21 protein-coding genes, 2 tRNA genes and 1 pseudogene are annotated in these 26201 nt (G+C 64.8%); 19 read left to right on the top strand and 5 right to left on the bottom strand.

Annotation, left to right across the window (positions count from 1 at the left end; translation table 11 throughout):
* Positions 1–506: 506 nt before the first annotated feature.
* Positions 507–1871, bottom strand: coding sequence for a hypothetical protein (locus tag ACQ754_RS13410; protein WP_440997539.1), 1365 nt, complete (start codon positions 1869–1871; stop codon positions 507–509).
* A gap of 267 nt (positions 1872–2138) precedes the next feature.
* On the opposite strand from ACQ754_RS13410, the gene ACQ754_RS13405 reads away from it, so the two are divergent.
* From ACQ754_RS13405 to ACQ754_RS13385, 5 genes are read left to right on the top strand one after another with little or no spacing between them, the layout of a single operon-like run.
* Positions 2139–5351, top strand: coding sequence for a helicase-related protein (locus ACQ754_RS13405; protein WP_440997538.1), 3213 nt, complete (start codon positions 2139–2141; stop codon positions 5349–5351).
* Positions 5351–6103: a DUF4391 domain-containing protein gene (locus ACQ754_RS13400; RefSeq protein ID WP_440997537.1), complete on the top strand. Its 753-nt coding sequence runs from the start codon at positions 5351–5353 to the stop codon at positions 6101–6103. Before ACQ754_RS13405 ends, ACQ754_RS13400 begins: the two co-directional genes overlap by 1 nt.
* 19 nt (positions 6104–6122) lie before the next feature.
* A complete protein-coding gene (locus ACQ754_RS13395) occupies positions 6123–8033 on the top strand; it encodes a site-specific DNA-methyltransferase (RefSeq protein WP_440997536.1) in 1911 nt (636 codons plus the stop codon).
* 16 nt (positions 8034–8049) lie between these two features.
* Positions 8050–9126 carry a virulence RhuM family protein gene (locus tag ACQ754_RS13390; protein ID WP_440997535.1) on the top strand — a complete coding sequence of 359 codons (1077 nt, stop codon included), beginning with the start codon at positions 8050–8052 and terminating at the stop codon, positions 9124–9126.
* Positions 9123–12122, top strand: coding sequence for a type III restriction-modification system endonuclease (locus ACQ754_RS13385; protein ID WP_440997534.1), 3000 nt, complete (start codon positions 9123–9125; stop codon positions 12120–12122). Before ACQ754_RS13390 ends, ACQ754_RS13385 begins: the two co-directional genes overlap by 4 nt.
* Positions 12123–12594: 472 nt before the next feature.
* Here ACQ754_RS13385 and ACQ754_RS13380 read toward each other — a convergent pair.
* The 4 genes and pseudogenes from ACQ754_RS13380 to ACQ754_RS13365 all read right to left on the bottom strand — a co-directional run.
* Positions 12595–12854: pseudogene (locus ACQ754_RS13380) on the bottom strand (IS1634 family transposase); the annotation flags it as partial.
* A 266-nt stretch (positions 12855–13120) separates the two neighbouring features.
* Positions 13121–14173 (bottom strand): TraI domain-containing protein, encoded by a 1053-nt coding sequence (locus ACQ754_RS13375; protein ID WP_440997533.1) that lies wholly within the window; start codon positions 14171–14173, stop codon positions 13121–13123.
* Positions 14163–15392 carry an Arm DNA-binding domain-containing protein gene (locus ACQ754_RS13370; RefSeq protein ID WP_440997532.1) on the bottom strand — a complete coding sequence of 410 codons (1230 nt, stop codon included), beginning with the start codon at positions 15390–15392 and terminating at the stop codon, positions 14163–14165. The genes ACQ754_RS13375 and ACQ754_RS13370 overlap by 11 nt, the downstream gene beginning before the upstream one ends.
* Positions 15385–15639 (bottom strand): hypothetical protein, encoded by a 255-nt coding sequence (locus tag ACQ754_RS13365; protein ID WP_440997531.1) that lies wholly within the window; start codon positions 15637–15639, stop codon positions 15385–15387. The genes ACQ754_RS13370 and ACQ754_RS13365 overlap by 8 nt, the downstream gene beginning before the upstream one ends.
* Before the next feature lie 99 nt (positions 15640–15738).
* Between ACQ754_RS13365 and ACQ754_RS13360 the strand changes: the two genes are divergently transcribed.
* From ACQ754_RS13360 to ACQ754_RS13295, 14 genes are all read left to right on the top strand, one after another.
* Entirely contained in the window at positions 15739–15960 is a 222-nt protein-coding gene (locus ACQ754_RS13360; RefSeq protein WP_440997530.1) for a helix-turn-helix domain-containing protein, read from the top strand.
* Positions 15961–16221: 261 nt separating this feature from the next.
* A tRNA-Val gene (locus ACQ754_RS13355) sits at positions 16222–16298 on the top strand.
* 112 nt (positions 16299–16410) lie between these two features.
* Positions 16411–18336 carry a threonine--tRNA ligase gene (gene thrS / locus ACQ754_RS13350; protein WP_440997529.1) on the top strand — a complete coding sequence of 642 codons (1926 nt, stop codon included), beginning with the start codon at positions 16411–16413 and terminating at the stop codon, positions 18334–18336.
* A gap of 3 nt (positions 18337–18339) precedes the next feature.
* A complete protein-coding gene (infC, locus tag ACQ754_RS13345; RefSeq protein ID WP_440997581.1) occupies positions 18340–18900 on the top strand; it encodes a translation initiation factor IF-3 in 561 nt (186 codons plus the stop codon).
* An 80-nt stretch (positions 18901–18980) separates the two neighbouring features.
* Positions 18981–19178 (top strand): 50S ribosomal protein L35, encoded by a 198-nt coding sequence (gene rpmI, locus ACQ754_RS13340; RefSeq protein ID WP_440997528.1) that lies wholly within the window; start codon positions 18981–18983, stop codon positions 19176–19178.
* Positions 19179–19207: 29 nt separating this feature from the next.
* Positions 19208–19564, top strand: a complete 357-nt coding sequence (rplT, locus tag ACQ754_RS13335; protein WP_440997527.1) for a 50S ribosomal protein L20 — start codon at positions 19208–19210, stop codon at positions 19562–19564.
* Between the two features lie 98 nt (positions 19565–19662).
* Positions 19663–20685, top strand: coding sequence for a phenylalanine--tRNA ligase subunit alpha (pheS, locus tag ACQ754_RS13330; protein WP_440997526.1), 1023 nt, complete (start codon positions 19663–19665; stop codon positions 20683–20685).
* 34 nt (positions 20686–20719) lie between these two features.
* On the top strand, positions 20720–23104 hold the full coding sequence (gene pheT / locus ACQ754_RS13325; RefSeq protein ID WP_440997525.1) for a phenylalanine--tRNA ligase subunit beta: 2385 nt from the start codon (positions 20720–20722) through the stop codon (positions 23102–23104).
* Between the two features lie 7 nt (positions 23105–23111).
* Positions 23112–23414 carry an integration host factor subunit alpha gene (gene ihfA, locus ACQ754_RS13320; protein WP_440997524.1) on the top strand — a complete coding sequence of 101 codons (303 nt, stop codon included), beginning with the start codon at positions 23112–23114 and terminating at the stop codon, positions 23412–23414.
* The gene (locus ACQ754_RS13315; RefSeq protein ID WP_440997523.1) at positions 23392–23748 is read left to right on the top strand and encodes a MerR family transcriptional regulator; all 357 of its coding nucleotides are present in this window, start codon (positions 23392–23394) and stop codon (positions 23746–23748) included. Before ihfA ends, ACQ754_RS13315 begins: the two co-directional genes overlap by 23 nt.
* Positions 23749–23794: 46 nt before the next feature.
* Positions 23795–23871, top strand: a tRNA-Pro gene (locus ACQ754_RS13310).
* Between the two features lie 197 nt (positions 23872–24068).
* Entirely contained in the window at positions 24069–24476 is a 408-nt protein-coding gene (locus ACQ754_RS13305; RefSeq protein ID WP_440997522.1) for a PA2779 family protein, read from the top strand.
* Entirely contained in the window at positions 24476–25420 is a 945-nt protein-coding gene (locus ACQ754_RS13300) for a PA2778 family cysteine peptidase (protein WP_440997521.1), read from the top strand. Before ACQ754_RS13305 ends, ACQ754_RS13300 begins: the two co-directional genes overlap by 1 nt.
* A gap of 89 nt (positions 25421–25509) precedes the next feature.
* Positions 25510–25791, top strand: a complete 282-nt coding sequence (locus ACQ754_RS13295; RefSeq protein ID WP_440997520.1) for a hypothetical protein — start codon at positions 25510–25512, stop codon at positions 25789–25791.
* Positions 25792–26201 lie beyond the last annotated feature (410 nt).

Genomic DNA, 26201 nt, shown 5'->3' with positions numbered 1-26201 from the left:
CCCGAAGCGCTGCTACGTCGATGGCGGCTACAAGGTGGCCGAGATCCGGGCGTGGTCGTCTTCCTTTCTGGCCAACGCTGCGGCATGAACACCCGATCAGGATGGGTGAGCTTAAGCGCCGCAGCGCCATTGAGTCGGTGATCGGGCAAATGAAGACCAACAGGCAGATCGGCTCTTTCCGGCCCAAGGAGGCGCTACGGGGCGGTAAGTGCCGAACCAAGCCCTGACGATCTCAATTCTAAGACTCTAACACCAAGTCTGAACGGCCGCTTCACGGCTTCTGCCCTTGTTCCCAAGAATAGAGCATAGTTTGAGTGTCTGCTCCGGGTCGGAAGCCGTCATACCGCTATGACGCAGGAGCCACACCGGTCCCTCATCGTCAAAGGGGGCCTTGGACGTAAAGCTGACCGGTCGGGCGCTCGCAGCGGAGTGGAAGAGCTGTTCGTCGGACGCCGCGGAATCATCCGGGACGCGACACCCCTCGATTGACCCATGGTCCGAGGCGGTCACTCGCCCGCCTCCTCCGCGCTGCTGAATTCGCCATCGCTCTCCGTGGCATCACGGGACTGGATCTGCGGCGGCGGCGGAACCCACGCCCGCAGGCGCTGGCCCACGTGTTCATAGAAGTGTGGTATGGCCGCCTCGAGGCGCTCGATGAACACCCGGTTGCCGGTGAACTTCCCTGCAAGATCCAGGCTATAGAAGATCTCGAAGGCAGAGGGCGGGCTATTGCCTTCCGGGTCCTCCAGGTGCCTGGGATCTTTGTCCAGCTCGGCGAACGAGGCTTGGAGCTGCTGTCCGCGGCCGCGGCGCAAGGCCCGGACCTGGATGCCTTCCATCTCGGTGCCCTTGAGCTGCCGGACGAGCCAGTTCACCCGGGCCTTGGTGGTTTTCTTATCCCGAGGCGCCTCGAGGCGCATGGTCGCGAAGATCGAGCGCCGGGCGAGGTCAGCAGCCACCTCGATGTCAGATGCCGCGTCCGGCACATCGAAGGTGCAGGTCAGACGGTGCTCGCGCACGAGCGCCTCGGCGTCGTCCTCGAGGCGCTTGTCCGGATTCTTGCGGTGCTCACGCGGAAGCTTCAGGCGTACGCTGCGGCCGACCTTGCGTGACAGGATGAGTCCGAGGTCGCGCTGCTCTTGGTGCCAAGCGCTGACCGTGTTGCGCACCTCCTCGGCACTCTTCGAGAGGCTTACCCGATCGCGGACCTTGGAGACGACCTCCTTCCACTCGGGGTTCATGCTGCGAAAGCCGGAGACACCGCTGCTGTCGTGATGCAGGTAGCGCACGATCTCCTCGAGGACGAAGCGCTGGTCGGCACTGCCCACGGCCTCCTCTTCAAGCAGGAGGGTCGCCTCAGTCAGTAGATACATCCACGACCAGTGGTATAGCTCGATGCCTTTCGCATCGCGCTTGGACAGCTTCACCGGGTGATGATCGGGGCGGGCAACAAACTGGTTGGTGATGGTGATGACCGCATCGACCCCGCGGGCCTTCGCATGGGCGACATAGCGCTTCAACTGATCCTCGTCGACGGTTTCGCTGCCGATCTTGCCCTCAACGAGCGCACTCCATTCTTTGCGGCTTGTATCGAGCACCAGCAGGCCGTCGGGGCGGTCGTTGCTGCCCCTCTTGCCCTTCTTGCGGGGATGGCTGTCATCCTCGAAGACGACCTCGGTGAGGGCGGTGAAGCGTGAGCGCTTACCGACGCGCTGGCCGATGGAGCGTAGGGCGGCCTCGCGGAATGCCTCGACGCCCCGGAACCCCGCCAAGACGACCGACACGGCCCGCTCCTCCCGGCTGGTATCCGCGACGACCGGAACCAGGCGCGCATGCTCGCCCCGCGTGACCTTCTCAAGAATACCCGCCATCGATCCCCCTCGTTTTTCTCTTCATTCGGCTGGTGACCGAAAAACCCCTGGGCGTACGGCCACATCTGACCTGCTTGGCGCACCATCCCGGTGCCCTGCGGACAATCCCTCTGGCAGCTGATCTAGCCTCGGCACGGCGCACTCCATTGGCTCAGGTGGCTCCGGTCGACCCCGTGGCCCTTACCACCAATTATGCTCATGCTGCATACTGCGTCACATCGAAAGGTGGCGGCAATAGCGAAAGAGTTTCCATAGGGGGCAGGGCTAATGCTGATCGATAACAAAGCCCACGGAAATCTCGCTCGTGCGCTCGCCGAGGCCATCTCCGATGGCGCTAGCCTCTCGGTGCTCGCGTCGGACTTCTCGATTTATGGCTACGAGACGATGGGGGGCGCCCTGCGACAAGTAGAGGCCGCGCGCCTGCTGCTGCCGCTCGAGGAGGCCAGCGAGGATGGCGCCCCCCATTGCAGCCTGATTGGCGGTGACGCAGACCGGCCGCTCCGCAATAGGCTGAATGCCGCTGCGCTGGCGCGGGCATGCGCGGAATGGCTGGATAACCGTGCCGAGGTCCGCACTGTGTCGCGCCCGGCACCGCACAACCTCTACCACATCGCCAATGCGGATGGCGCCAATCTCGCCATCCACGGCAGCTCACCGTTCACGACCGTGGGCTTGGGTCGCCTACCCGGCAGCGGTTATTACATGAACACGGAAACCACCACGGAGTCCGAGGCGGCGGCGCTGTTGGAATGGTTCGAGGGTATCTGGAACGACACGGACGTCGCTCGCGATGCCAAAGCCAACCTACTCGCGGGCCTGCGGCAGATCTATGCCGACAAATCCCCCGAGTCGATCTACTTCCTCACGCTCCACAACCTGTTCCGCGACTACCTGGCCGATCTTGATGAAGAGAACATCATCAAGACCCGCACGGGTATCAAGGACACGGTGGTCTGGAACAAGCTCTACCGCTTTCAGCGCGACGGCGTGCTGGGCGCCATCGACAAGATCGAGCGGTTCAATGGGTGCATCCTGGCCGACAGCGTGGGCCTGGGTAAGACCTTCGAGGCCCTGGCCATCATCAAGTATTACGAGCTGCGTAACGATCGTGTGCTGGTGCTGGCGCCGAAGAAGCTGCGCGAAAACTGGACGCTGTACACCGTCAACGACACCCGCAACCTGTTGGCGGAGGACCGCTTCAATTTCGACGTGCTCAATCACACCGACCTCACCCGCGAGGGCGGCAGATCGGGCGAGCTGAATCTGGAGACGGTCAACTGGGGCAACTACGACCTGGTGGTCATCGACGAGTCCCACAACTTCCGCAACAACCCGCCGCGAAAGGACGGCCTGACGCGTTACGGCCGGCTCATGCAGGACATCATCAAGGCCGGCGTGAAGACCAAGGTGCTCATGCTCTCCGCTACGCCGGTGAACAACCGCATGAACGATCTGAAGAACCAGATCGCGTTCATCACCGAGGGTCGCGACGATGCGCTCTACGCCGAGGGTATCGCCAGCATCGACAACACGCTGGGCAAGGCCCAGAAGCGTTTCAACGCCTGGTTGCGGGAAGGGGAAGAAAAGCGCACCTCCGAAGGGCTGCTGGAGGCGCTGAACTTCGACTACTTCAGCCTGCTGGACCGGCTGACAATCGCCCGCTCGCGCAAGCACATCGAGAAGTATTATGACATGTCGGAGGTCGGGGCTTTCCCGCACCGGGCCGCACCCCGCAACCTCTATCCACCCATCGACGAGGCCGAGTACTTCCCCGAGCTGCGCGAGATCAATCGGGACATCCGTCGACTGAACCTCGCCGCCTACGCACCGATTACCTACGTGTTGCCCGAAAAGCTGGAGGAGTACGGACGCAAGTACGACATGCAGGTGACCGGCGGCTCCATCTTCAAGCAGAAGGATCGCGAGCAAAGCCTCATCCACCTCATGCGCGTGAACATGCTCAAGCGCATGGAGAGCTCCATTCACGCCTTCGCCCTGACCGTGGAAAAACTCCTGGGCGGCGTGCGCGAACTGAAGGAACGCCTAGAAAGCCACGACGCCACGGGTATCGAGGAATGGGGCATCGAGGACATCGAGGTGGAGGACGAGGCGTTCGATCCCTACCTCGTGGGCAACAAGGTCAAGGTGCTGATTCAGGACGTGGACCGGGTGCGCTGGCGCCAGGACCTAGAGGAGGACGAGGCACAGCTGGTCAAGCTCCTGCGCGAGGCCCGAGACGTCTCCGCTCGGCGGGACGCCAAGCTCAACCGCCTGAAGGCGGAGATCGAGGCCAAGGCGGTAAACCCCATCAACCCCGGCAACCGCAAGGTGCTGATCTTCACCGCCTTCGCCGACACCGCCGATTACCTGTATGGCGAGATCGCCGACTGGGCGCGGGAGACGCTCGGCCTGCATACCGCCAAGGTGACGGGCCACACCCACGGTAATCGCGGCACCGTCCCGGGTCTGCGTCGCGACATCCCGTCCATCCTTACCGCCTTCTCACCCGTCTCCAAGGAGCGAGCCGATAGGGACGGCCCGGAGCTCGACATACTCATTGCCACCGACTGCATCTCCGAGGGCCAGAACCTCCAGGACTGCGATTTCCTGGTCAACTACGACATCCACTGGAATCCGGTGCGCATCATCCAGCGCTTCGGCCGGATCGACCGGCTCGGTTCCACCAACGACGTCATCCAGCTCGTCAACTTCTGGCCCAACATGGAGCTGGACGAGTACATCGACCTGGAAGCCCGCGTGGCCGGGCGCATGGTGTTGCTGGACATCTCTGCCACCGGCGAGGAGAACGTCATCGAGTACGCCGAAGGCGACGCCATGAACGACCTCGAGTACCGCCGCCGTCAGCTCCACCAGCTCCAGAAAGACGTCCCCAGCATTGAGGACCTCTCCGACGGCATCTCGATCACCGACCTCACCCTTAACGACTACCGCATGGACCTGGGCGAGTACCTCAAGGAGCATGGCGCTCGACTGAAGCGCATGCCCCTGGGTGCCTTCGCCGTTACGCCCATCGACGATCTGGTTGACGGCGAGGACCTGGGGCCGGGTGCGATCTTCTGTCTGCGCAACATGAACGCCAGGGTCCAGGGCGACCCGACCTATCCCCTGGCGCCCCACTACCTGGTGTACGTGGGCGACGACGGCGCGGTGCGGCTCAACTTCACCCACACCCGGCGGGTTCTCGATGCCCTCAAGCGCCTGACCCTGGGCCGTGGCCACCCGGAAGACCGGGCAGTCGCCCGGTTCAACCGTCCCACCCGGAATGGCTGGGACATGGCGCACTATCGTGACCTGCTCGCGCGGGCCGTCGCTGCCGTGACCGGCAAGGCGGAAGAGCGGGGTGTGGAGAGCTTGTTCCAGCCCGGCGGCACGGTGGTCAGCCGCGACAGCTTCCGGGGCATGGACGATTTCGAGGTAGTCGCCTACCTCATCATCCAGGACGGCGCCGAGGCGGCCTGATGCAGCGCTTCTACGACCGCCTGGCCCTGCCCGAGGCCTGTCACCTTGGCAAGCGGGTCTACAAGAAACTGTTCTTCGACAATGCCGAGCTGTCCGCCGCGGACCGCCGCGCCTTCACGGACGACGTGGAGACCGTCACGTGGCAGTACACCATCAAGCCCAGCACGCTCCCGGTCAGCGTCTACCAGGACGACGAGCGCGACTACCCGGAGCTGGCGGTCGTCGAAGCCGAGCTTCGCAGCCCCCGCCGTGCTCAACGGCTGGCAGAGCTGATTCACCGGGCCATTCCCTACCCGCTGCTCCTGGTCCTCGTGCACAATGGCCGGCTCGCGGTGAGCACCGCCCACAAGCGAGCCAGCCGCGCGGAGCACGGTGCCACGGTAGCGGAAGCCCTTCTGTTGACGCGCTGGCTGGACGCCGAAGCACCGGAGGACGTGGAAGCGGCCTTTCTGGAGAGCCTCGCGGTGGACAAGCTGCCCCGGAGCCATCTTTATGCCCTCTACGATGGTTGGCACCAGCGGCTACTGGCGCTGGCATGCGCCCGCCTGACGGGCGAATTCCACGTTCCTACCCGGGCGGAGCACCAACAGGCCCGCCGCGACCGGCTGACCGAATGCCACCGGCTGGAGGGCGAGATCGCCCGCCTGCGGGCCGAGATCAAGCAGGAGACCCGCTTCAACCGCCAGATGGAGCTCAACACCCGCATCAAGCAACTCGAACAACAACTCCGGCAAGCCACCGCCGGACTATAAGACGACACCGGATATGACCATGGACAAGCTCGACCCCAAGCGCGACGGCGCCTCGCCGGACATCGTGGAAGAGAACATCGAACGGCTCCGCGAGCTTTTCCCCGACGCTTTCACAAAAGGCTCAGACCAAGACGGCCCGCGCTGGAAAGTAAACTTCGATGCCCTGCGGCAGATCTTGGGCGACCACGTTGAGAACGAGCGCGAGCGCTACAGCTTCACCTGGCACGGCAAGGCCCGCGCCCGTCAGATCGCCCAGACGCCCTCCGCCGGCACCCTGCGCCCCTGCCCGGAGGAATCCGTGAACTGGGACACCACCCAGAACTTGTTCATCGAGGGCGACAACCTGGAGGTGCTCAAGCTCCTGCAGAAGTCCTACCACAAGCGGGTGAAGATGATCTACATCGACCCGCCTTACAACACCGGTGGCGAGTTCATCTACCCCGACCGCTTCCAAGACAATCTGGACACCTACCTGCGGTACACCGGTCAGATCGACGACCAGGGATTCAAGGTCTCTGCGAACTCCGAGTCATCGGGCCGGTATCACACCAACTGGCTGAACATGATGTATCCGCGGCTGCGGCTGGCGCGGAATCTGCTGCGGGACGACGGCGTGATTTTCGTCTCTATTGACGACCATGAGGTGCAGAATCTCCGGCAGATCATGGATGAAATATTCGGGCCGGAGAACTTTGTTGCGACTGTTATTTGGCAAAAGGTTTATTCACCGAAGAATTCAGCTCGGCAGTTCTCGGAGGACCACGACTACATCGCGGTCTACGCGAGGAACAGCGAAACGTGGGTTCCCGAATTACTGCCGCGAAGCGCCGAGCAAGATGCAGCATACAGCAATCCTGACAATGACCCCCGTGGGCCTTGGAAGGCCAGCGATCTCTCTGCTCGTAACTACTACAGCCAAGGAACGTATTCCATTACTTGCCCTTCGGGCCGCGTCATTGAACGTCCGCCGTACGGGACATATTGGCGATTTTCGAAAGAGAAGTTTGCCGAGTTGGATGCCGACGGACGTATATGGTGGGGGCATGACGGTGATAACACACCGGCTATAAAACGCTTTCTGAGTGAAGTGAAACAGGGTCGTGTTCCGCAAACCTTCTGGTCATACAAGGAGGTAGGTCATACTCAGGAAGCTAAAAAGGAGCTATTGAAGCGATTGCAATTCGATTCCTCTGAATCAGTCTTTGATACGCCCAAGCCCACGCGTCTTGTCCAACAAATGCTTCGCATCGGCACCAAACCGGAAGAGTGCGATATCGTTCTGGATTTTTTTGCGGGGTCAGCCACGGTTGGGGATGCCGTTATGCAGCTCAATGCCGAGGACAGTGGCAATCGGCGTTTCGTTCTGGCGCAGCTCCCCGAGCAGACTGAGGCGGAGGATTACGCCACGATTGCCGATATGGGCAAGGCCCGACTTCGGGCAGCCGGTGAGGCGATACGCGAGGAGCAAACGAGTGAGGCGGAAGACGGCTCGAATGCCAACGCCGAGCTGGACCTGGGCTTCAAGGTGCTCCAGCTCGGCGCCAGCAACATCCGCCCCTGGGACCCCAACGCCGACGATCTGAGGTCCTCGCTTTTCGACGCCATCGACAACATCAAGCCTGACCGCAGCAAGCAGGACGTGCTCCACGAGCTGCTGCTCAAATACGGCCTGGAGCTGGCGGTGCCCATCGAAGAACGCGTAATCGCCGGCCGAACGGTCTATCTTATCGGCGCCGGTGCCCTGATCGTCTGCCTGGCAGACAAAGTCGACTTGGACGTGGTCAACGGCATCGCCGCCCTGAATGACGAGCTGACCCCGGAGGTCATGCGGGTCGTGTTCAAGGACGTGGGTTTCGCCGACGACGTGGTGAAGACTAACACCGTGCAGATCCTGCGGCAGGCGGGCATCGAAGACGTGAAGAGTCTGTGACCAGGGAGGGCAAGGCATGAGCGACGAACCGCAGGGACCGCCGGACGACGACATCGCTTCCGCGAGAGGCGAGCTCCTCGTCTACCAGAGCGAGGATGGGTCAACGCGCGTTGAGTGCCGGTTCGAGGATGACACCATCTGGCTGAGCCAGGCGCTCATGGCCGAGCTGTACCAGACCAGCAAGCAGAACATTAGTCTCCACTTGCGGAACCTCTTTAAGGAAGGCGAGCTCGACCGGTCAGCAGTAGTCAAGGATTACTTGACAACTGCTCCGGACGGCAAGCGCTACAATGTTAAGCACTACAAGCTGGATGCCATTCTGGCCGTAGGTTACCGGGTTCGCAGCCACCGGGGCACCCAGTTCCGCCGCTGGGCCACCGAGCGGCTGCGGGAGTACCTGACTAAGGGCTTCGCCATGGACGACGAACGCCTGAAGAACCCGCCCGGCCCCGGCGTGCCCGACTACTTCGACGAGCTGCTGGAGCGCATTCGCGACATCCGCGCCAGCGAGCGGCGGATGTACCTGCGCGTGCGGGAGATCTTCGCCCTGGCCGCCGACTATGAGCGCAACGCCGAGGAGACCCAGCGCTTCTTCCAGCATATGCAGAACAAACTCCACTACGCCGCCACCGGCCAGACGGCCCCGGAGCTGATCCACGCCCGCGCCGACCATACCGCGCCCAACATGGGGCTGACGAGTTGGAAGGGCGGCGAGGTACGTGCGGCGGACGTGACCGTCGCCAAGAACTACCTCAAGGCCGATGAAATCACTGAACTGAATCGCATCGTGACCATGTGGCTCGACTTCGCCCAGGATCAAGCCAGCCGGCGCAAACAGGTCTTCATGCAGGACTGGCAGGAAAAGCTGGACCAGTTCCTGGATTTCAACGACCGGGCCGTGCTGAGCGGTCACGGTAGTGTGCGAAAGAGTACCGCCGACAAGAAGGCCAAGGTCGAGTACGCGCGCTTCGAGGAACGTCGGCGCGCGCTGAAGGAAGCGGCCGGCGAGGAGGAGACGCTGCGCGCGCTGGAGGATTTGGCGCGCAAGTCTCCCAAGCGCGATGGGGGTAAAGACGAGGGGGAGGATCGATGAAGATCCAGTTCGACGCGGACCTCGACTATCAGCGCGAAGCGATAAGCGCCATTGCCGACGTTTTTGAGGGGCAGGAGATCTGCCAGACGAACTTTACCGTCGCGCCCCTGCGCGGTGAGCCGCAGATGGCCATGAGCTTTGGCCAGGAGAGCGGCGACCTGGGCGTGGGCAATCGCCTGCGCCTGCTGGAAGAGGACATCCTGCAGAACGTGCAGGGCATCCAGCTCCGCAACGGTTTGGCGCCCTCCGCGGAGCTGGATTCTCTGGACTTTACGGTGGAGATGGAGACCGGTACCGGCAAGACGTACGTTTACCTTCGCACGATCTTCGAGCTAAACCGCCGCTACGGCTTCACCAAGTTCATCGTCGTGGTGCCGTCGGTGGCCATCAAGGAGGGCGTGTACAAATCCCTCCGAATGACCGAGGCGCACTTCAAGGGGCTCTACGTGAACGTCCCGTTCGACTACTTCGTCTACGACTCGCAGAAGCTGGGCCAGGTGCGCAATTTCGCTACCAGCGACACCATCCAGATCATGGTGATCAACATCGACGCCTTCCGCCGCAGCTTCGAGGACCCGGAGCGGGAGGACAAGGCCAACATCATCCACCGTCCCCACGACCGGATGACGGGCAACAAGCCCATCGAGTTCATCCAGGCCACCAATCCAGTGGTGATCATCGACGAGCCGCAGAGCGTCGCCACGACGGACAAGAGTCGGGAGGCCATTCGCTCGTTGAACCCGCTCTGTACCCTGCGCTACTCGGCCACCCACCTGGACAAGCACCACATGCTCTACCGGCTGGACTCCGTGGACGCCTACGAGCGCAAGCTGGTCAAGCAGATCGAAGTGGCCGGTATCGAGGTGCAGGACAGCCACAACAAGGCCTATGTCAAGCTGTTGGACGTGAACAACCGCAAGAGTCCCATACGCGCCAAGCTGGAGCTGGACGTGCTGCAAAAGGGCAAGGTTACTCGCAAGGCCAAATGGGTGCGCAGCGGCGAAGATTTGCTGGACGCCACCGGCGGGCGCAGCGTCTACGACGGCTATATCATCGAGGACATCTACTGCGAGCCGGACAACGAGTACGTCAGCTTCACCAGCCGGCCGGAGATCGTCCGTCTGGGCCAGGCCATCGGCCAGGTGGACGACGACGAGTACAAACGGTTGCAGATCCGCAAGACCATCGAGGAGCACCTGGACAAGGAGCTGAAGCTAACGCCCCGGGGTATCAAGGTGCTGAGCCTGTTCTTCATCGATCGGGTATCCAACTACCGGGACTACGACGAGGACGGCAACCCACAGCCCGGCAAGTACGCGCGGATGTTCGAGGAAGAGTATCTGCGCGCCGCCCGCAAGCCCAAGTACCAAAGTTTGTTCGGCGAGGTGGACCTGGAGAGCGAGGCCAAAGACGTCCACGACGGTTATTTCGCCGTGGACAAGAAGAAAGACGCCAGCGGCCGCGGCATGCTAAAGGACTCCCGCGGCGAGGGTAAGACCCAGGCAGACGAGAGCGCGTATCAATTGATCATGCAGGACAAGGAGCGGCTCCTAAGCTTCGAGTCCAAGCTGAAGTTCATCTTCTCCCACTCCGCGCTCAAGGAAGGTTGGGACAACCCCAACGTCTTCCAGATCTGCACCCTCAACGAGACCCGCTCCACCATGAAGAAGCGCCAGGAGATAGGCCGCGGGCTGCGGGTGGCCGTGAACCAGGATGGCGAGCGGGTGCACGGCTTCGAGGTGAACACCCTGACGGTGATGGCCAATGAGTCCTACGAGGATTTCGCCCGGAAGCTCCAGACGGAGATCGAGCAGGAAGAGGGCATCCGCTTCGGCGTGGTGGAGAAGCATCTGTTCGCCAGTATTCCCGTCGAGACCGTGGAGGGCGAATCCGCGTATCTGGGGACCGATAGCTCCGAGGCCGTTTGGAACCACCTCCACGGCCAGGGCTATGTCGACAGCAAGGGCAAGGTCCAGGACAGCCTGCGACAGGACCTGAAGAACGGCACGCTATCTCTGCCGGAAGACGTCCAGGAGTACGCGGGCGCGATCACTGCGGTGCTGCGGAAGGTGGCCGGCCGGCTGGTTATCCAGAACAAGGACGACCGCCGACAGGTGCGCCTTAACAAAGCGGTTTACCTCAGCGACGACTTCAAGGCGCTTTGGGACCGCATCAAGCACCACACTACCTACCGGGTGGACTTCGACTCCCAGGCGTTGATCGAACGTTGCGCCGAGGAGATCCGCGACAACCTTCGCGTGGGCAAGGCCCGCTTCGTCACCCGCACGGCCCGCCTGGATGTGAACCGGGGCGGCGTGGATGCCGAGAGCGTCAAGGAGACCGCCGCCACCTACGACGCCCGGGACTTCCAGCTACCGGACATCATCGGGTTCCTCCAGAACGAGACCAATCTAACCCGCCGCACGCTGGTGGAGATCCTGGTGCGCAGCGAGCGGCTGGAAGGCTTCCGTAACAACCCGCAGAAGTTCATCGAACAGGTGCTGGAGATCATCCGCCGCCAAATGCGGCTGTTCATTGTGGACGGCATCAAGTACCAGAAGATCGGCGATGACCACTTCTACGCTCAGGAGCTGTTCGAGGAGCAGGAGTTGTTCGGCTACCTCAGCCGCAACATGATCGAGAGCGAGAAGTCCGTATACGACCACGTGGTCTACGACTCCGACGTGGAGGCCAACTTCGCCGAGGCGTTTGAGCGCAACGACGCGGTCAAGGTCTATGCCAAGCTACCGCCGTGGTTTCACATCGATACCCCGCTCGGAGGCTACAATCCTGACTGGGCCGTGGTGGTGGAAACCGATGGGAAGCAGCGTTTGTACTTCGTGGTGGAGTCCAAGGGCAGTCTGTTCACCGACACCCTGCGACCCCAAGAGGAGGCTAAGATCAAGTGCGGCAAGGCGCACTTCCGCGCCCTCGGTGAGGACGTGACCTTTCGGGTGGACAACGATTATGAGAGCTTCTCGCAAGGCTTCTCGTGACCGTCGATGCTCTCCAATTGCGACAGTGCGCGCTACCAAAGGCGTGCTTCAGTATGTCCGCGGTTCCCCGGATGGTGACACGCCGCAGCTGTGGCTGACTGGTATCGCCCACGAGGGCGGTGTCACGAGTGACATCTACGTCCTGCGAAACCTTGGAGCCGGGTGAGGCCGTCTATTTCATGGAATACGACCGTATTTTTGACGGCGACTTCATCACCCAGGTCACCATCTGCTACCGGACTGAAGGCGGTGAACGTAGGGAGTACCGAGTGCTTTCCGGGAAGCGCTCACCGGCCGGCAAGGTGATCATCAAGTCCAATGGCAGCCTTCCTAAGTTCGGCGTCGATCTCGTCACGCCAACGTCCCAAAGGGGCTCGTGCTCATCCGCCCGCACTCGATCAGGCTGTCCGCGGATCATTGCGTGCGGCGGCACATTGTGTCGCCGCCGGCGAGTCCGCTTGGAGCCCGGGGATACCGCGTGCCAGATCTCGGTGAGCAGCCACGGCGCAGCCCTAACGAGCGGCTCGGTTCGAAGCGCGGACCCTCGGCGTCGACCACCGGCAGCCCGGTGTGGCGCTTGAGCCAGCGGATGATGCTGGTGACCTTGTCCTCGGTGAGTCGATCGGCCCGGCCGAGCTGGGCGATCGGGCGGTGCCGGGTCTTGCCCCGGGCGTCGCGATAGCTTTCGACCAGGCGCAGGTAGGTCCGGCCCTGGGAGCGCGAGGAGCGGATACATACGGGGCAACGGTACAAACAGGCCCGAGCGGCTTCCAATATTGGATCACGGCACACCCTGATAACCCCAAGTGGGCACAACAGCGTTTTCGGGGCCTGTGCCGCCCAACGCACTGATCCGTGGAGGCTGCAAGGCCGCTATCGCGGCAAGATCCGGGACAACCTGATGAACTTGGGGACTTGGCTGATTGCATACGGGCCCGAGGAGGGTCATGCGTGACCTGCACCGGCTCGTCGGGGGAGGGGGGGCGCCGAGCAACCACTCAGCGCCCCGGCGCGTGCCAGATGGTTTCGCGATGACAGCCCGGTAGGCGGTAACCGGGGTGGGAAGTCGACCGCTGCTGAATCAGATTCGTCTGAGCGCTGACGCTGTCCATGGACTCGACGAGCGCGGCCAGCGGTGCCGCGTATCGGTCCTTGCGCTTGTAGCCGTCAATGACCTGCCACAGGGCCGTGAAGGCGTCCAGGTCTCGCGCCTTGAGGCGGGCCATGGGTGTCGCGAGCGCGTAGTCGATCAGCGCCGCATGCTCCCCCCGGCTGGAGGGGAGGCGGTAGCCCTCGCGAGTGTTCAGCAAGGCCTTCCCGATATCGTGGAGAAGCCCAACCAGGATCAGGGCCTCGCGTCGCAATCGCCCGATTGCCAGGTGCCCGGTGGCACGCCGGACGCCCTCGGCGACATCCAGGCTATGGGCCAGCAATCCACCTTCGCCGGTGTGGTGACACCGCCTGCTGGCGGGGAGCGTGGCGAAGAGGTAGGCCAGCTCCCGATCGCGGAAAACCTCCTCCACCAGAGCCCGGTACCCGGGGGTTCGCAGCGATTCGACGAGGGTCAGCAGCCGGAACAGGTTCTCCGGCTCGGGTAACCGGTCTCCGGGCAGCAGTTCCAATGGGGAGCGCTCCGGCAGTGTCTGCGTCGACGGAAACGGGCGCGCCAGCGGCACGAGGTTCTCATAGCGATCGTGGACCCACCGGAACCCCACGGTGTGGGTCTGGCCATCCCGCGGGGGCGATGGCCAATCAGCGCACCGCGAGTAGACGTGGGCGGCCCCCGTGACATCGTAGAGCCGAAGGCGGAGATAGTATTCCCCGGTGGAGGCCCGTCCGGTGTGCACGCACTCGACGCCGTAGGTACCCGCCACCAGTCCATCGGCAGCGAGCTCCGGATACTCAAGGACCGGTTGGAGCTCACTGATGGACAGCGACATCGGCGCGTTGGCTGCCGTCCAGCTTGCGCCGGGGAGCCCGTCGGCATGTTCCGTGGTGCTTCCGCCGAAGGCCTGCCGGACCGCCGCTGCGGTGTCTGCGTTATTCCGCATGATCCACCTCCTCAGAGGCCCCATGGGCGGTGTCCAGCCGCGAGCGGAGCAGGCGCTCCATGGCGGAACCGTCCTGGCGTGTCAGGTTGGGTACGAAACGGGAGTAGACGGTGAACAGCATCTTCGTGTTGGAATGCCCCATCTGCCGGGCGATCCACTCGGGGTTCTCGCCAGCGGCCAGCCACAGCGTCGCCGCGGTGTGGCGGGTCTGATAGGGGTTGCGCCGGCGCAGGCCCGCCTTGTTCAGCGTCGGATACCAGATGCGGTTGTTCACGTTCCGATAGATCAGCGGGTAACCGAGCCGGCTGCAGAAGACGTAGCTGCTGAGCTGTCCCGTCATCCGCCACTGCTCCCGCAGGGCATTCTCCACCATGCCCGACATCTGGATGCTCCGTGCGGAGCCGTCCGTCTTCGGGTCTTGGGTTTCGCCGTGCACGCGGGTCTCGCGGATATGGATCTCGCGGCGGTTGAAGTCGACGTACTGCCACTTCAGCCCATCCGCCTCGCTCGTGCGCATCCCGGTGAAGAAGCGCACGATGAAATAAGGGCGCCACTGCGGGGGGAGGGCGTCGAGGAAGCGCTGAACCTCCTCGAGGGAGAAGGGATCGATCTGGGTGCGCCCGACCCGCAGGGGCTTGATGCCGCGGAATGGCGTGCTAAAGTCGAATCGGTCAGCGGCTTCGTCGAGGATCTGCTTGAGCAGATTCAAGACCTGGTTGATCCACGAGGGCGAGGCTGCCTTGCCGGTATCGGGCGCGACTTTGGCGAGCTGGGCCCGATACTTGAGCACGTGGGACTTCCGGATGCCGCTGACCACCTCCTTCCCGAATGCCGGCTTGAGGTAGCGCTCGAGGATGTCGCGCTGTTTGGCGCGATAGGAGCGCTTCCAGGTGACCTCGTTTTCCACGAACCACTCCTCGGCGAACTCGTCGAAGGTGGGCAGTTCCTTCTGCGGTGGAGCCTGTGCCGCGTTCGTCTCGGCGCCGGCACCGGGTGTTGCGGGCTTTGCGAACCGGGAGGCCCGCTTGCTGTTGGGGAACGTCTTCGCGTAGTCGAAGGTCCCGAGGGTGATCTCGGCGTCGATGCGCTTGAGTGCCTCCTCCATGAGACGGCGGTTCCGCGGGGTGTCGTCTAACCGGGTGTACTCTCGGCAGCGGACCCCTTGGTAGTGGAAGTCGAAGAAGAGCTTTCCGTTGTGATGGCGACGGATGCTAGACATTGCAGCGTCCTCCCTTGGCCATTGGGATCTGAAGCCCTCCGCTCTCGGCCTCACCCTCGGCGACCTCACTCAACAGCTCCTGCTCCACGCGCTCCCAGATGAGGAGGTACTTGCGGCCGTGGAAGGCGCGGGTGTAGTGGAAGCCTTCGATCAAGTCGCGCTTCATGACGACGTTGCGGAAGTAGCGCGGCGAGAAGTGCAGTCGCGCGGCGACTTGCTCCGGAGTAAGATAGGTTCTCTCAGTCACGTTTGTCTCCTTAAGTTAACGTTTGTTGAGTGTGGTATTCAGCGTAAAAACAACAAACGTGACTGTCAAGCACATTTGTAAACTTAACGGGACAGTCTGATGATCCGGTTTCGACTCAAGGAGCTCATGGCTGACAAATCGTTCACGGAGGGGCGGCGTGTCACCTATGAGGAGATTTCGGCAGAGACGGGTATTAATCGAACGACCCTTTCCAAGATCGCCAACGTCAAGGGCTACAACACCACAACGGACAACCTCGATGCGCTGTGTCGGTACTTCGGTTGCTCGGTCGGCGATGTGGCCGAGTATGTGGAGGAGTAGGTGGGCTCACCGGGTTGGGACAATTCGAGGTGGTGCTCAGCTGCTGCGCGAGGTTGGCGGCTGGGCCCAGCCTAGCCGGGCCCCAGACGGGCTCAATTTGGGCTCAAGCTCGCGGGCGAGCTACGCGGTGGTGGAGCGCGGGGTGTCCAAAGCGGTCGTGCTGGCCGGTTCCAAGAGCACCCACAACCCTTAAAAACCAATGACTTGGGGCCGGCGTTGACACCTGTGGCGAACGCTGTAGAATGCGCGCTGGATCGAGACAGGCGCGTAGCTCAGCTGGTTAGAGCACCACCTTGACATGGTGGGGGTCGGTGGTTCGAGTCCACTCGCGCCTACCAGCTTCCCGGAAAGCATCGCCCGTGGCGGTGCTTTCGTCGTTTCTGCCGGCCGAACACCCGCCGGGAAATGCATGTGGCCCCTCGTATCGGTCACCACTGTGGAGCACTCAGCATGCCCGTGATCACCCTCCCCGACGGCAGCGAACGCCGCTACGACCAGCCCGTCTCCATTATGGATGTCGCCCACGACATCGGCCCGGGCCTTGCCAAGGCCACCCTGGCCGGCCGCGTCAACGGCGAGCTCCGGGACGCCTGTGACCTCATCGACTCGGACGCCGACCTGGCCATCATCACCCCCAAGGACGAGGCGGGGCTGGAGATCATCCGCCACTCCTGTGCCCACATGCTCGGGCAGGCGGTCAAGCAGCTCTATCCCACGGCGCTGATGGCCATCGGGCCGGTGGTGGAGGACGGCTTCTACTACGACGTCCACTACGAGCCCGGTTTCACCCCGGAGGACCTGGAGGCCATCGAGGCGCGGATGGCCGAGCTCATCGATCAGGACTACGACGTCGTCAAAGAGGTGGTGCACCGCGACGAGGCATTGCGGGTGTTCCGTGAGCGCGGCGAGACCTACAAGGTCGAGCTCCTCGAGGACATGCCAGACGTGGAGTACGTGGCGTTGTACCACCACCAGGAATACGTGGACATGTGCCGCGGCCCGCACGTGCCGAACACGCGCTTCTGCAAGGCGTTCAAGCTGACCAAGCTCGCCGGCGCCTACTGGCGCGGCGATGCCAACAACGAGATGCTCAACCGCGTCTACGGCACCGCTTGGGCCGATCGCAAGGACCTCAAGCGCTACCTCACCTTCCTCGAGGAGGCGAAGAAGCGCGACCACCGCCGGATCGCCCGCAACCAGGGGCTGTTCCACCTCCAGGAGGAGGCGCCGGGGATGGTGTTCTGGCACCCCAACGGCTGGCGGGTCTATCAGGTGCTGCAGGATTATCTGCGCCGGCGGCTCGACGCCAGTGGCTACCAGGAGATCCGCACGCCGCAGCTGCTGGACCGCAGCCTCTGGGAGCGCTCCGGGCACTGGGAGAAGTTCCGCGACGACATGTTCACCACGGAGTCCGAGCATCGGGACTACGCGGTCAAGCCCATGAACTGCCCGGCCCACATCCAGATCTACAACCAGGGCCTGAAGAGCTATCGGGACCTTCCGCTGCGGCTCTCGGAGTTCGGCTCCTGCCACCGCAACGAGCCCTCCGGTACGCTCCACGGGCTGATGCGTGTGCGGAACTTCGTCCAGGACGACGCCCACATCTTCTGTACCGAGGAGCAGATCCAGGACGAGGTCTCTTCGTTCCTGGACCTGGCCTTCGATGTGTACCGCGATTTCGGCTTCGACGACGTGGCCGTGGCCCTGTCCACCCGGCCGGAGCAGCGGGTGGGCGCCGAGGAGGCCTGGGACAAGGCCGAACAGGCACTGGCCGACGCCCTGGACGCCAAGGGTTACGATTGGACGGTGAATCCCGGGGAGGGCGCCTTCTACGGTCCGAAGATCGAGCTCGCGATGCGCGACTGTCTCAACCGGGTCTGGCAGTGCGGCACCATGCAGGTGGATTTCTCCATGCCGGGGCGGCTCGGCGCCGACTACGTCGCCGAGGATGGCAACCGGCAGGTGCCGGTGATGCTGCATCGGGCCATCTTCGGCTCCTTCGAGCGCTTCATCGGTGTGCTCGCCGAGCACTACGGCGGCGACTGGCCGGTGTGGCTGGCCCCTTGGCAGGCGGTGGTGCTCAATATCACCGACCGCCAGGCGGATTATGCCCGCGAGGTGGAAAAACAGTTGACGGATCGGGGATTTCGCGCCTGTTGCGACTTGAGGAACGAGAAGATCGGATTTAAAATCCGCGAGCACACGATCCAGCGTGTGCCCTACCTGCTGGTAGTGGGCGACAAAGAAGTGGAATCCAAGACCGTGGCCGTGCGCACCCGGCGGGGTGAGGATCTCGGATCAATGGGGCTCGAGGCGTTCCTCGAGCGGATTGATGCCGAACGCGCTCGGCTCGGCCGGACAGTGTCGGAGGACTGAAGCATCGCTATCCGTAGAAAACCGGGCGCCCGTCGGCAGCAGCCGAGCGCGGGCGACAATCGCAGGGTCAATGAAGATATCGAAGTCCCGCAGGTGCGCCTGATCGACGAGAACGGCGAGCAGGTGGGAGTCATGGACACCCGCGACGCCCTGGCCAAAGCGGCGGAAGCGGAGCTGGACCTCGTCGAGCTCGACGCCAACGCCGATCCACCGGTCTGCCGGATCATGGATCACGGGCGCTGGAAGTTCGAGCAGCAGAAAAAGCAGCAGGCGGCGCGTAAGAAGCAGAAACAGATCCAGGTCAAGGAGGTCAAGTTCCGCCCCGGCACCGACCAGGGGGACTATGACGTCAAGCTGCGCAACGTGCGCCGCTTCCTCGAGGAGGGGGACAAGGTCAAGATCACGCTGCGCTTCCGCGGCCGGGAGATGGCGCATCAGGAGCTCGGCCTGCAGTTGCTCGAGCGTGTAGAGCAGGATCTGGAGGACATGGCCACCGTCGATCAGCGGCCCAAGATGGAGGGTCGGCTGATGGTAATGATGCTCTCCCCGCGCAAGGGGAAGTAGACGGTAGCCGCCCAACCGGGCAGCGGGAATCCCCGGCGACCACGCCGGGGGTTTTTCTTTGAGAGAGCGGAGATTAGGCAATGCCCAAGATCAAGACCAATCGCGGTGCGGCGAAGCGTTTCCGCAAGACGGGGTCGGGCCGGTTCAAGCGCGCCCACTCCATGCACAACCATATCCTCACCAAGAAGGATATGAAGCGTAAGCGCAAGCTCCGTGCCTCCACCATGGTGGCCGAGGCCGATACCCCCATGGTGCGTCGCATGGTGCCGTACCTGTAACCAACCGGAATCATTCGGGAGAATAGACGATGGCGAGAGTAAAGCGCGGTGTCACCGCACGCCGCCGCCACAAGAAGGTCCTCCGTAAGGCCAAGGGCTATTACGGCGCACGGCGCAAGACCTTCAAAGTGGCCAATCAGGCCGTCACCAAGGCCGGACAATACGCCTACCGGGATCGCCGCCAGAAAAAGCGCGAGTTCCGGTCCCTGTGGATCCAGCGCATCAACGCGGCAGCGCGCGCCAACGGGCTTTCGTACAGCCGCCTGATCGACGGGCTGCACAAGGCCGGCGTCGAGGTCGATCGCAAGGTCCTCGCGGATGTCGCGGTGCAGGACCCGGCGGGCTTCGAGGCGCTGGCCGAGAAGGCCAAGGCGAGCCTCGCCTGAGACGCGGACACCGGCGCGCCCTCGGGCGCGCCCGCCGCTAGGGAAAGGGAAGGGGCCTTGGCGACCTTCCCTTTTTTTGTCGCCGGACGGGACGGACCATGAGCAATCAGGATCTCGATGCGCTGATCAGCCACGCCGAGGAGGCCATCGACACGGCCACCGACCTGGCCGCGCTGGACGCGGTGCGGGTGGAATACCTCGGCAAGAAGGGCCACCTCACCGCCGAGCTCAAGCAGCTCGGCCGCCTGCCCGCCGAGGAGCGCCCCGCCGCGGGGCAGGCCATCAACCGCGCCAAGGAACGCCTCGCCGAGCGCCTCGAGGCACGACGCGCCGAGCTCGAGCGGGCCTCGGTGGCGGCGGCGCTGGAGGCGGAGCGGGTGGATGTCACCCTGCCGGGCCGCGGCGGCGACACCGGGGGCCTGCATCCCATCACCAGGACCCTGGAGCGCATCGAGGACCTCTTCGCCGGCGTCGGTTTCCGCGTCGCTGAGGGCCCGGAGGTGGAGGACGACTACCACAACTTCGAGGCCCTCAATATCCCCGAGCACCATCCTGCGCGGGCGATGCACGACACCTTCTACTTCGACGCCCGCCACCTGCTGCGCACCCACACCTCCCCGGTGCAGATCCGGGTCATGGAGGCCGACGGTGTGCCCGTGCGGGTGATCGCGCCGGGGCGGGTCTATCGCTGCGACTCCGATCTCACCCACACCCCAATGTTCCACCAGGTGGAGGGGCTGTTGGTGGACGAGGGCATCACCTTCGGGGACCTCAAGGCGGTGCTCGACGATTTCGTCAAGCGCTTCTTCGAGCAGGATCTCGCCGTGCGCTTCCGGCCATCGTACTTCCCGTTCACCGAGCCCTCGGCGGAGGTGGACGTGGAGTGCATGTTCTGCGCCGGTGCCGGTTGCCGGGTGTGCGGCGGCAGCGGCTGGCTGGAGATCCTCGGTTGCGGGATGGTGCACCCGGCGGTCTACGAGCACGTCGGCGTCGACCCGGAGCGCTACAGTGGCTACGCCTTCGGCATGGGCGTGGAGCGCTTGGCCATGCTGCGTTACGGCGTCAACGACCTGCGCATCTTCTTCGACAACGATCTGCGCTTCCTGCGCCAGTTCCGCTAGGCGCCGCGCATCCCAGGACTACCAGAGGCACGCGATGAGGATCAGTGAGCAGTGGTTGCGGGAATGGGTGGCCCTGCCAGCCTCCACCGCCGAGCTGGAGCACCGGCTCACCATGGCCGGGTTGGAGGTGGACGCCGTCGAGCCCGCGGCGCCGGATTTCCACGGGGTCGTGGTGGGCGAGGTCCTCGCCTGCGAACGGCATCCCGATGCGGACAAGCTCTCGCTCTGCCGGGTCTCCGACGGCGAGCAGAGCGTGGACGTGGTCTGCGGCGCCCCCAACGCGCGGGCGGGGATGAAGGTGCCATTTGCCCGGGTAGGCGCCGTCCTGCCCGGCGATTTCCGCATCAAGCGGGCGAAGCTCCGGGGAGTGGAGTCCCAGGGTATGCTCTGCTCGGCCCGGGAGCTGGGGCTCTCCGAGGACGCCGCCGGCCTGATGGAGCTCCCCGCCTCCGCGCCCGCGGGGGAGGACCTGCGGAGCTACCTGGCCCTGGATGACACCGTCATCGAGGTGGACCTCACCCCTAACCGCAGCGACTGCCTGGGGATGGCCGGGGTCGCCCGCGAGGTGGGGGTGCTGCAGCGCTCGGCGGTAGCCGACCCCGCCGGGGGTCCGGTGGCGCCGGTGATTCGCGACACCCTCCCGGTGACCCTCGAGGCGCCGGAGGCCTGCCCCAAGTACGTGGGCAGGGTCATCCGCGGCGTGGACACGGCCGCCGAGACGCCGGTGTGGATGCGTGAGCGCCTGCGCCGGGCCGGCGTGCGTCCGTTGTCCATCGCCGTGGACATCACTAACTACGTGATGCTCGAGCTCGGCCAGCCCATGCATGCCTTCGACCTGGCCACGCTCGCCGGTGGCATCCGCGTGCGCATGGCCGTCGACGGCGAGCGCCTGGCCCTGCTCAACGGCGACACCGTCACCCTGGACGCCGATACCCTGGTCATCGCCGACGAGCAGCGCCCCGTGGCCCTGGCCGGGATCATGGGCGGGGCCGACACCGCCGTCGGCGCCCCCACCCGGGATGTCTTCCTGGAGGCCGCCTTCTTTGCCCCCCTGGCCATCGCCGGCCGGGCGCGGGCCCACGGCCTGCATACCGATTCCTCCCATCGCTTCGAACGGGGTGTGGACCCGGAGCTCCCCGAGCGGGCCATGGAGCGGGCCACCCGGTTGCTCACCGAGATCGCCGGCGGTGAGCCGGGGCCGGTCACCCGGGCGGTGGACGACGCGACCATGCCCCATCCGGCCCGGGTGCGGCTGCGCCCGGCGCGGGTGGATCGGCTACTGGGCACGGTGACCGCCCGCGAGGAGATGCAGGATATCCTCCAGCGCCTGGGCATGGCCGTCAGCGGCGATGCGGACGCCGTGGAGTGGACGGTGGATGTGCCGAGCTGGCGCTTCGATGTCGCCCGCGAGGAGGATCTGGTCGAGGAGATCGCCCGCATCCGCGGCTACGACAGCATCCCCTTGTCCCGCACCCCCGCCCCGCTGGCCATGGGGGCGCAGCCCGAGGGACGGCTGGGGCTGCGGCGGCTGCGTCGGGCCCTGGTGGACCGCGGCTATCAGGAGGCGATCACCTACAGTTTCGTATCCGATGGGCTCACCGAGGAGCTCGACCCCGGCGCCGAATCCCTGGCCCTGGCCAATCCGCTCTCCGAGGACCTGGCGGTAATGCGCACCAGCCTCTGGCCGGGCCTGGTGCGGGCCGCCGTGCACAACCGTAACCGCCAGATCCCACGGGTGCGGCTGTTCGAGTCCGGGCTGCGCTTTCGCGGTAGCGAGGGCGCGCACCTGGAACAGACGCCGATGCTGGCGGCCATCGCCACCGGCAACGTTCACCCCGAGCAGTGGGGGGAGCCCGCCCGGCCCGTGGACTTTTTCGACATCAAGGGCGATCTGGAGGCGCTCATGGCGCTGACCGGCGAGCTGGGTGCCTTCGCCTTCGAGTCGGCGCAACATCCGGCCCTGCATCCCGGTCAGTGTGCCCGGGTGCTGCGCGACGGCCAACCGGTGGGCTGGGTCGGCGCCATCCACCCCGACCGGGAGAAGCGCCTGGAGCTCGGCGGCCGCGCCTACGTCTTCGAGATCGAGCTTGCCGCCCTGGACGCGGCCCGGGTGCCCGCCTTCGAGCCCATGTCCCGCTTCCCCTCCATCCGCCGGGACTTGGCGGTAGTGGTGGCCGAGGAGGTGGCCGCCGCCCGCGTCCGCGCCGCCATTGCCGAGAGCGCCGGCACCTGGCTGCGGGAAACGGTACTCTTCGACGTCTATCGCGGGGCCGGCGTCCCGGAAGCGCACAAGAGCCTGGCTATCGGCTTGATTTTGCAGGATTCAGAGCGCACGCTTACGGACGAGGACGTGGAGGCCTGCATCGCCCGGGTGGTCAGCCGCTTGAAAGACGATTTCAACGCATCCCTGAGGGAGTGAACCGACTATGGCACTGACCAAGGCCGATATGGCCGAACGTCTCTTCGAAGAGGTGGGTCTGAACAAGCGCGAGGCGAAGGAGTTGGTGGAGAGCTTTTTCGAGGAGATCCGTAGCTCCCTGGAGGCCGGGGTGCCGGTGAAGCTCTCGGGCTTCGGCAACTTCGACCTCCGCGACAAGCGCCAGCGGCCGGGCCGCAACCCCAAGACCGGCGAGGAGATCCCCATCTCCGCCCGGCGGGTGGTCACCTTCCGGCCGGGGCAGAAATTGAAGTCCCGGGTCGAGGCCTATGCTGGACACGACAAGCAATGACGAGCTGCCGCCCATCCCGGCGAAGCGCTACTTTGCCATCGGCGAGGTGAGTGAGCTCTGCGGGGTCAAGCCCCACGTGCTGCGCTACTGGGAGCAGGAGTTCCCGCAGCTAAAGCCCGTCAAGCGCCGGGGCAACCGGCGCTATTACCAGCGTCAGGATGTCATCCTCATTCGCCAGATCCGGACGCTGCTCTACCAGGAGGGGTTCACCATCGGCGGCGCCCGGCAGAAGCTCGCCGGTGAGGACGCCCGGGAGGACCTCAACCAGAGCCGGCAGGTGGTCCGCCAGATCCGCGCCGAGCTCGAGGATCTGCTCGCGACCCTGCGGCGCTAGCGCTTTTCCCCGCAGGCGTCATCGGGTATCATTGCCGACCTGAATTCGGGGTGTAGCGCAGTCTGGTAGCGCACCTGCATGGGGTGCAGGTGGTCGGAGGTTCGAATCCTCTCACCCCGACCAAATCCGACGGAAACGGCGGCAGTCACCGGCAACGGGGCTGCCGCCGTTTCGTTGTGGGGTTGGGGCCGGGGTTGCGGCGATGTTGCCGTGCGGAGACAGGGGGCGGCGCGGCATGCCCCGGTAACGGCGGCCCTCACCACCGCGGCACCGGCTCCGGTATGCTGTCGGTGATCGATCCCAACGAGAAGGAGAGGGTGATGAACGACGCACTTCGCCACAGTCGCGGCATCATGGTCCTGTTCACGGCCATCTTCCTGGCGATGACCCTGGTCGCCCCGGCCGGTCAGGCGGCAATGATCGGCACCCAGACCCTGGCGGCCAGCGACGCCGCCGACGAGGCCCGCGAGCGGATCCAGGCCATGCTCGAGCGCGAGGACGTGCGCGAGCAGCTGGTCAACCACGGTGTGGACCCGGAGATGGCCGAGGAGCGGGTGGCCGCGCTCTCCGACGCCGAGGCCCGGCAGCTCGCCGCGCGCATGGACGAGCTCCCCGCCGGCGGCAGCAGCCTGATCGGGGCAGCGGTGTTCATCTTCGTCGTGTTGCTGATCACCGACATCCTCGGCTTCACCGACGTCTTCCCCTTCGTAAACAAGACCGCGCGCTGATGCGGACAACTCGCTGCGGCGGCGGGCCGCACCGGCTCGCCGCCGTTGTGCTCGCGGCCGTGCTCGCCGGCTGCAGCACGTTGCCGGAGGAGCGCACCCGCCTATCGGGGGATGCCGGGCGCGTGGAGCTGGAGGCGGTCCCCTTCTACCCGGATACCGCGCACTACTGCGGCCCCGCGGCGTTGGCCACCACCCTGGAGTGGAGCGGTCACGAGACCAGCCCGGAGGCGCTCGCCGAGCGTATCTACCTGCCGGAACGCGAGGGGGCGCTGCAGGCGGAGGTGAAGGCCGCGGCGCGCAGTGCCGGGCGCCTGGCCTACGAGATCCAGGGGCGCCTGTCCGCCATCGCCGCGGAGCTTGCCGCCGGACAGCCCGTAATGGTACTGCAGAACCTGGCCTTGTCCTGGTGGCCGCGCTGGCACTATGCGGTGGTGGTGGGGCTCGAACCGGACACCGGCGAGCTGGTGCTGCGCTCCGGTGAGCGCCGCCGCCACCGCCTGGGCCGGGAGACCTTCCTGCGCACCTGGGCCCGCGGCGACTACTGGGCCCTGGTGACCCCACCCCCGGGCGCGCTGCCGGCCAGCGCGGAGCCCCGCCCCCTGTTCCGGGCGCTGGCCGAGCTGGAGGAGAGCGCCGCGCCGGCGGCGGCGCTGCCGTACTGGGCCTCCGCGACGGAGCGCTGGCCCGAGCAGGGGCGCCTCGCCGTGGGGCATGCCAATGCCGCCTACGCCACCGGTGACCTCCAAGAGGCCCGGCGGGTCCTTGAGGCGGCCGCCGGCCGGGTCGCGGATCACCGGGGGGTGGTCTGGAACAACCTGGCGCAGCTCGCCGCCGAGCTCGGCGACCGGGACGCCGCCATCCGCGCCGCCGAGCGCGCCGTGGCCATCGGAGGGCCCCGCGTGGAACGGTTTCGCGAGACCCTCAAGGGTGTGCGCGGTGATTGACGCTCCCGGCGGGGCTGGCTAGCTTGTCTCCTACACAGGGGGACGCGGCCAACTGCGACGGGCGGTCGGGGCAAGTTAAGGAGCCGATCATGGGATATCTGCGGCATTGGATGGCGATTCCGGCCGTCACTGTAGTGGCGATGGCGGTGAGCGACTCGGCACTTGCTGAGAAGTGCAACCTCATCCGCGACCAAATGGTCACCGATGGGCGCCAGTGCATCTACAACTGTCTCGGCGAGCGTCACGAACGGGTCATCGAGCGCAACCAGCACTGCCCCACCGAGATCTATCTTCCGGATCGCGGTGACGATAGCGACGAGAACGGCGTCCGCGAGCGCGATTCCCTCCCCTCGAGCGGCCGCCTGAACTGACCCGCCGAGGCCCCTCCACCGCCACGGGGCCGTAGGCGCCGTGGCACCGTAAGGTGCATGGAGCGAAGCGCAACGCACCGCGACCCTCCCCGCGGATTCCGGCCTTCGGCCTCCATCCGCCCTGATATGGATTGACCTGTCAACGTTTGCGATTCGTTTCTCTTCGTTGTCTCCGGTCTCCTGGTTGTTGGTCAGTGCCTTGCGTTCAGGACACGAGGGCGAGCTGCGACGGTGGATCCCTCTGATATGCGTGGGTTGGTTACCGACCGGACTTCACTTCGTCGCGGAGCTGCCCTTGTCTACGCTCGAGGGTCAAACGGCGTTGCGGCGTCTGCCTCAAGGGCGGAACTGGGGTTCTCCTCACCGGCCCCCGTGCCCTGAGCGCAAGGCACTGTGTGGCAAAGCTTTCG

The organism is Arhodomonas sp. SL1, assembly GCF_052060015.1.
In the GTDB taxonomy this organism is placed as follows: domain Bacteria; phylum Pseudomonadota; class Gammaproteobacteria; order Nitrococcales; family Nitrococcaceae; genus Arhodomonas.
The sequence above is the reverse complement of the archived record's forward strand: the minus strand, read 5'-3'. Positions and strand labels throughout refer to the sequence as shown.

Coding starts and splice junctions, on each gene's coding strand:
- ACQ754_RS13410 (WP_440997539.1), bottom strand. CDS start 1,871: ATGGCGGGTATTCTTGAGAAGGTCACGCGGGGCGAGCATGCGCGCCTG.
- ACQ754_RS13405 (WP_440997538.1), top strand. CDS start 2,139: ATGCTGATCGATAACAAAGCCCACGGAAATCTCGCTCGTGCGCTCGCC.
- ACQ754_RS13400 (WP_440997537.1), top strand. CDS start 5,351: ATGCAGCGCTTCTACGACCGCCTGGCCCTGCCCGAGGCCTGTCACCTT.
- ACQ754_RS13395 (WP_440997536.1), top strand. CDS start 6,123: ATGGACAAGCTCGACCCCAAGCGCGACGGCGCCTCGCCGGACATCGTG.
- ACQ754_RS13390 (WP_440997535.1), top strand. CDS start 8,050: ATGAGCGACGAACCGCAGGGACCGCCGGACGACGACATCGCTTCCGCG.
- ACQ754_RS13385 (WP_440997534.1), top strand. CDS start 9,123: ATGAAGATCCAGTTCGACGCGGACCTCGACTATCAGCGCGAAGCGATA.
- ACQ754_RS13375 (WP_440997533.1), bottom strand. CDS start 14,173: ATGCGGAATAACGCAGACACCGCAGCGGCGGTCCGGCAGGCCTTCGGC.
- ACQ754_RS13370 (WP_440997532.1), bottom strand. CDS start 15,392: ATGTCTAGCATCCGTCGCCATCACAACGGAAAGCTCTTCTTCGACTTC.
- ACQ754_RS13360 (WP_440997530.1), top strand. CDS start 15,739: ATGATCCGGTTTCGACTCAAGGAGCTCATGGCTGACAAATCGTTCACG.
- thrS (WP_440997529.1), top strand. CDS start 16,411: ATGCCCGTGATCACCCTCCCCGACGGCAGCGAACGCCGCTACGACCAG.
- rpmI (WP_440997528.1), top strand. CDS start 18,981: ATGCCCAAGATCAAGACCAATCGCGGTGCGGCGAAGCGTTTCCGCAAG.
- rplT (WP_440997527.1), top strand. CDS start 19,208: ATGGCGAGAGTAAAGCGCGGTGTCACCGCACGCCGCCGCCACAAGAAG.
- pheS (WP_440997526.1), top strand. CDS start 19,663: ATGAGCAATCAGGATCTCGATGCGCTGATCAGCCACGCCGAGGAGGCC.
- pheT (WP_440997525.1), top strand. CDS start 20,720: ATGAGGATCAGTGAGCAGTGGTTGCGGGAATGGGTGGCCCTGCCAGCC.
- ihfA (WP_440997524.1), top strand. CDS start 23,112: ATGGCACTGACCAAGGCCGATATGGCCGAACGTCTCTTCGAAGAGGTG.
- ACQ754_RS13315 (WP_440997523.1), top strand. CDS start 23,392: ATGCTGGACACGACAAGCAATGACGAGCTGCCGCCCATCCCGGCGAAG.
- ACQ754_RS13305 (WP_440997522.1), top strand. CDS start 24,069: ATGAACGACGCACTTCGCCACAGTCGCGGCATCATGGTCCTGTTCACG.
- ACQ754_RS13300 (WP_440997521.1), top strand. CDS start 24,476: ATGCGGACAACTCGCTGCGGCGGCGGGCCGCACCGGCTCGCCGCCGTT.
- ACQ754_RS13295 (WP_440997520.1), top strand. CDS start 25,510: ATGGGATATCTGCGGCATTGGATGGCGATTCCGGCCGTCACTGTAGTG.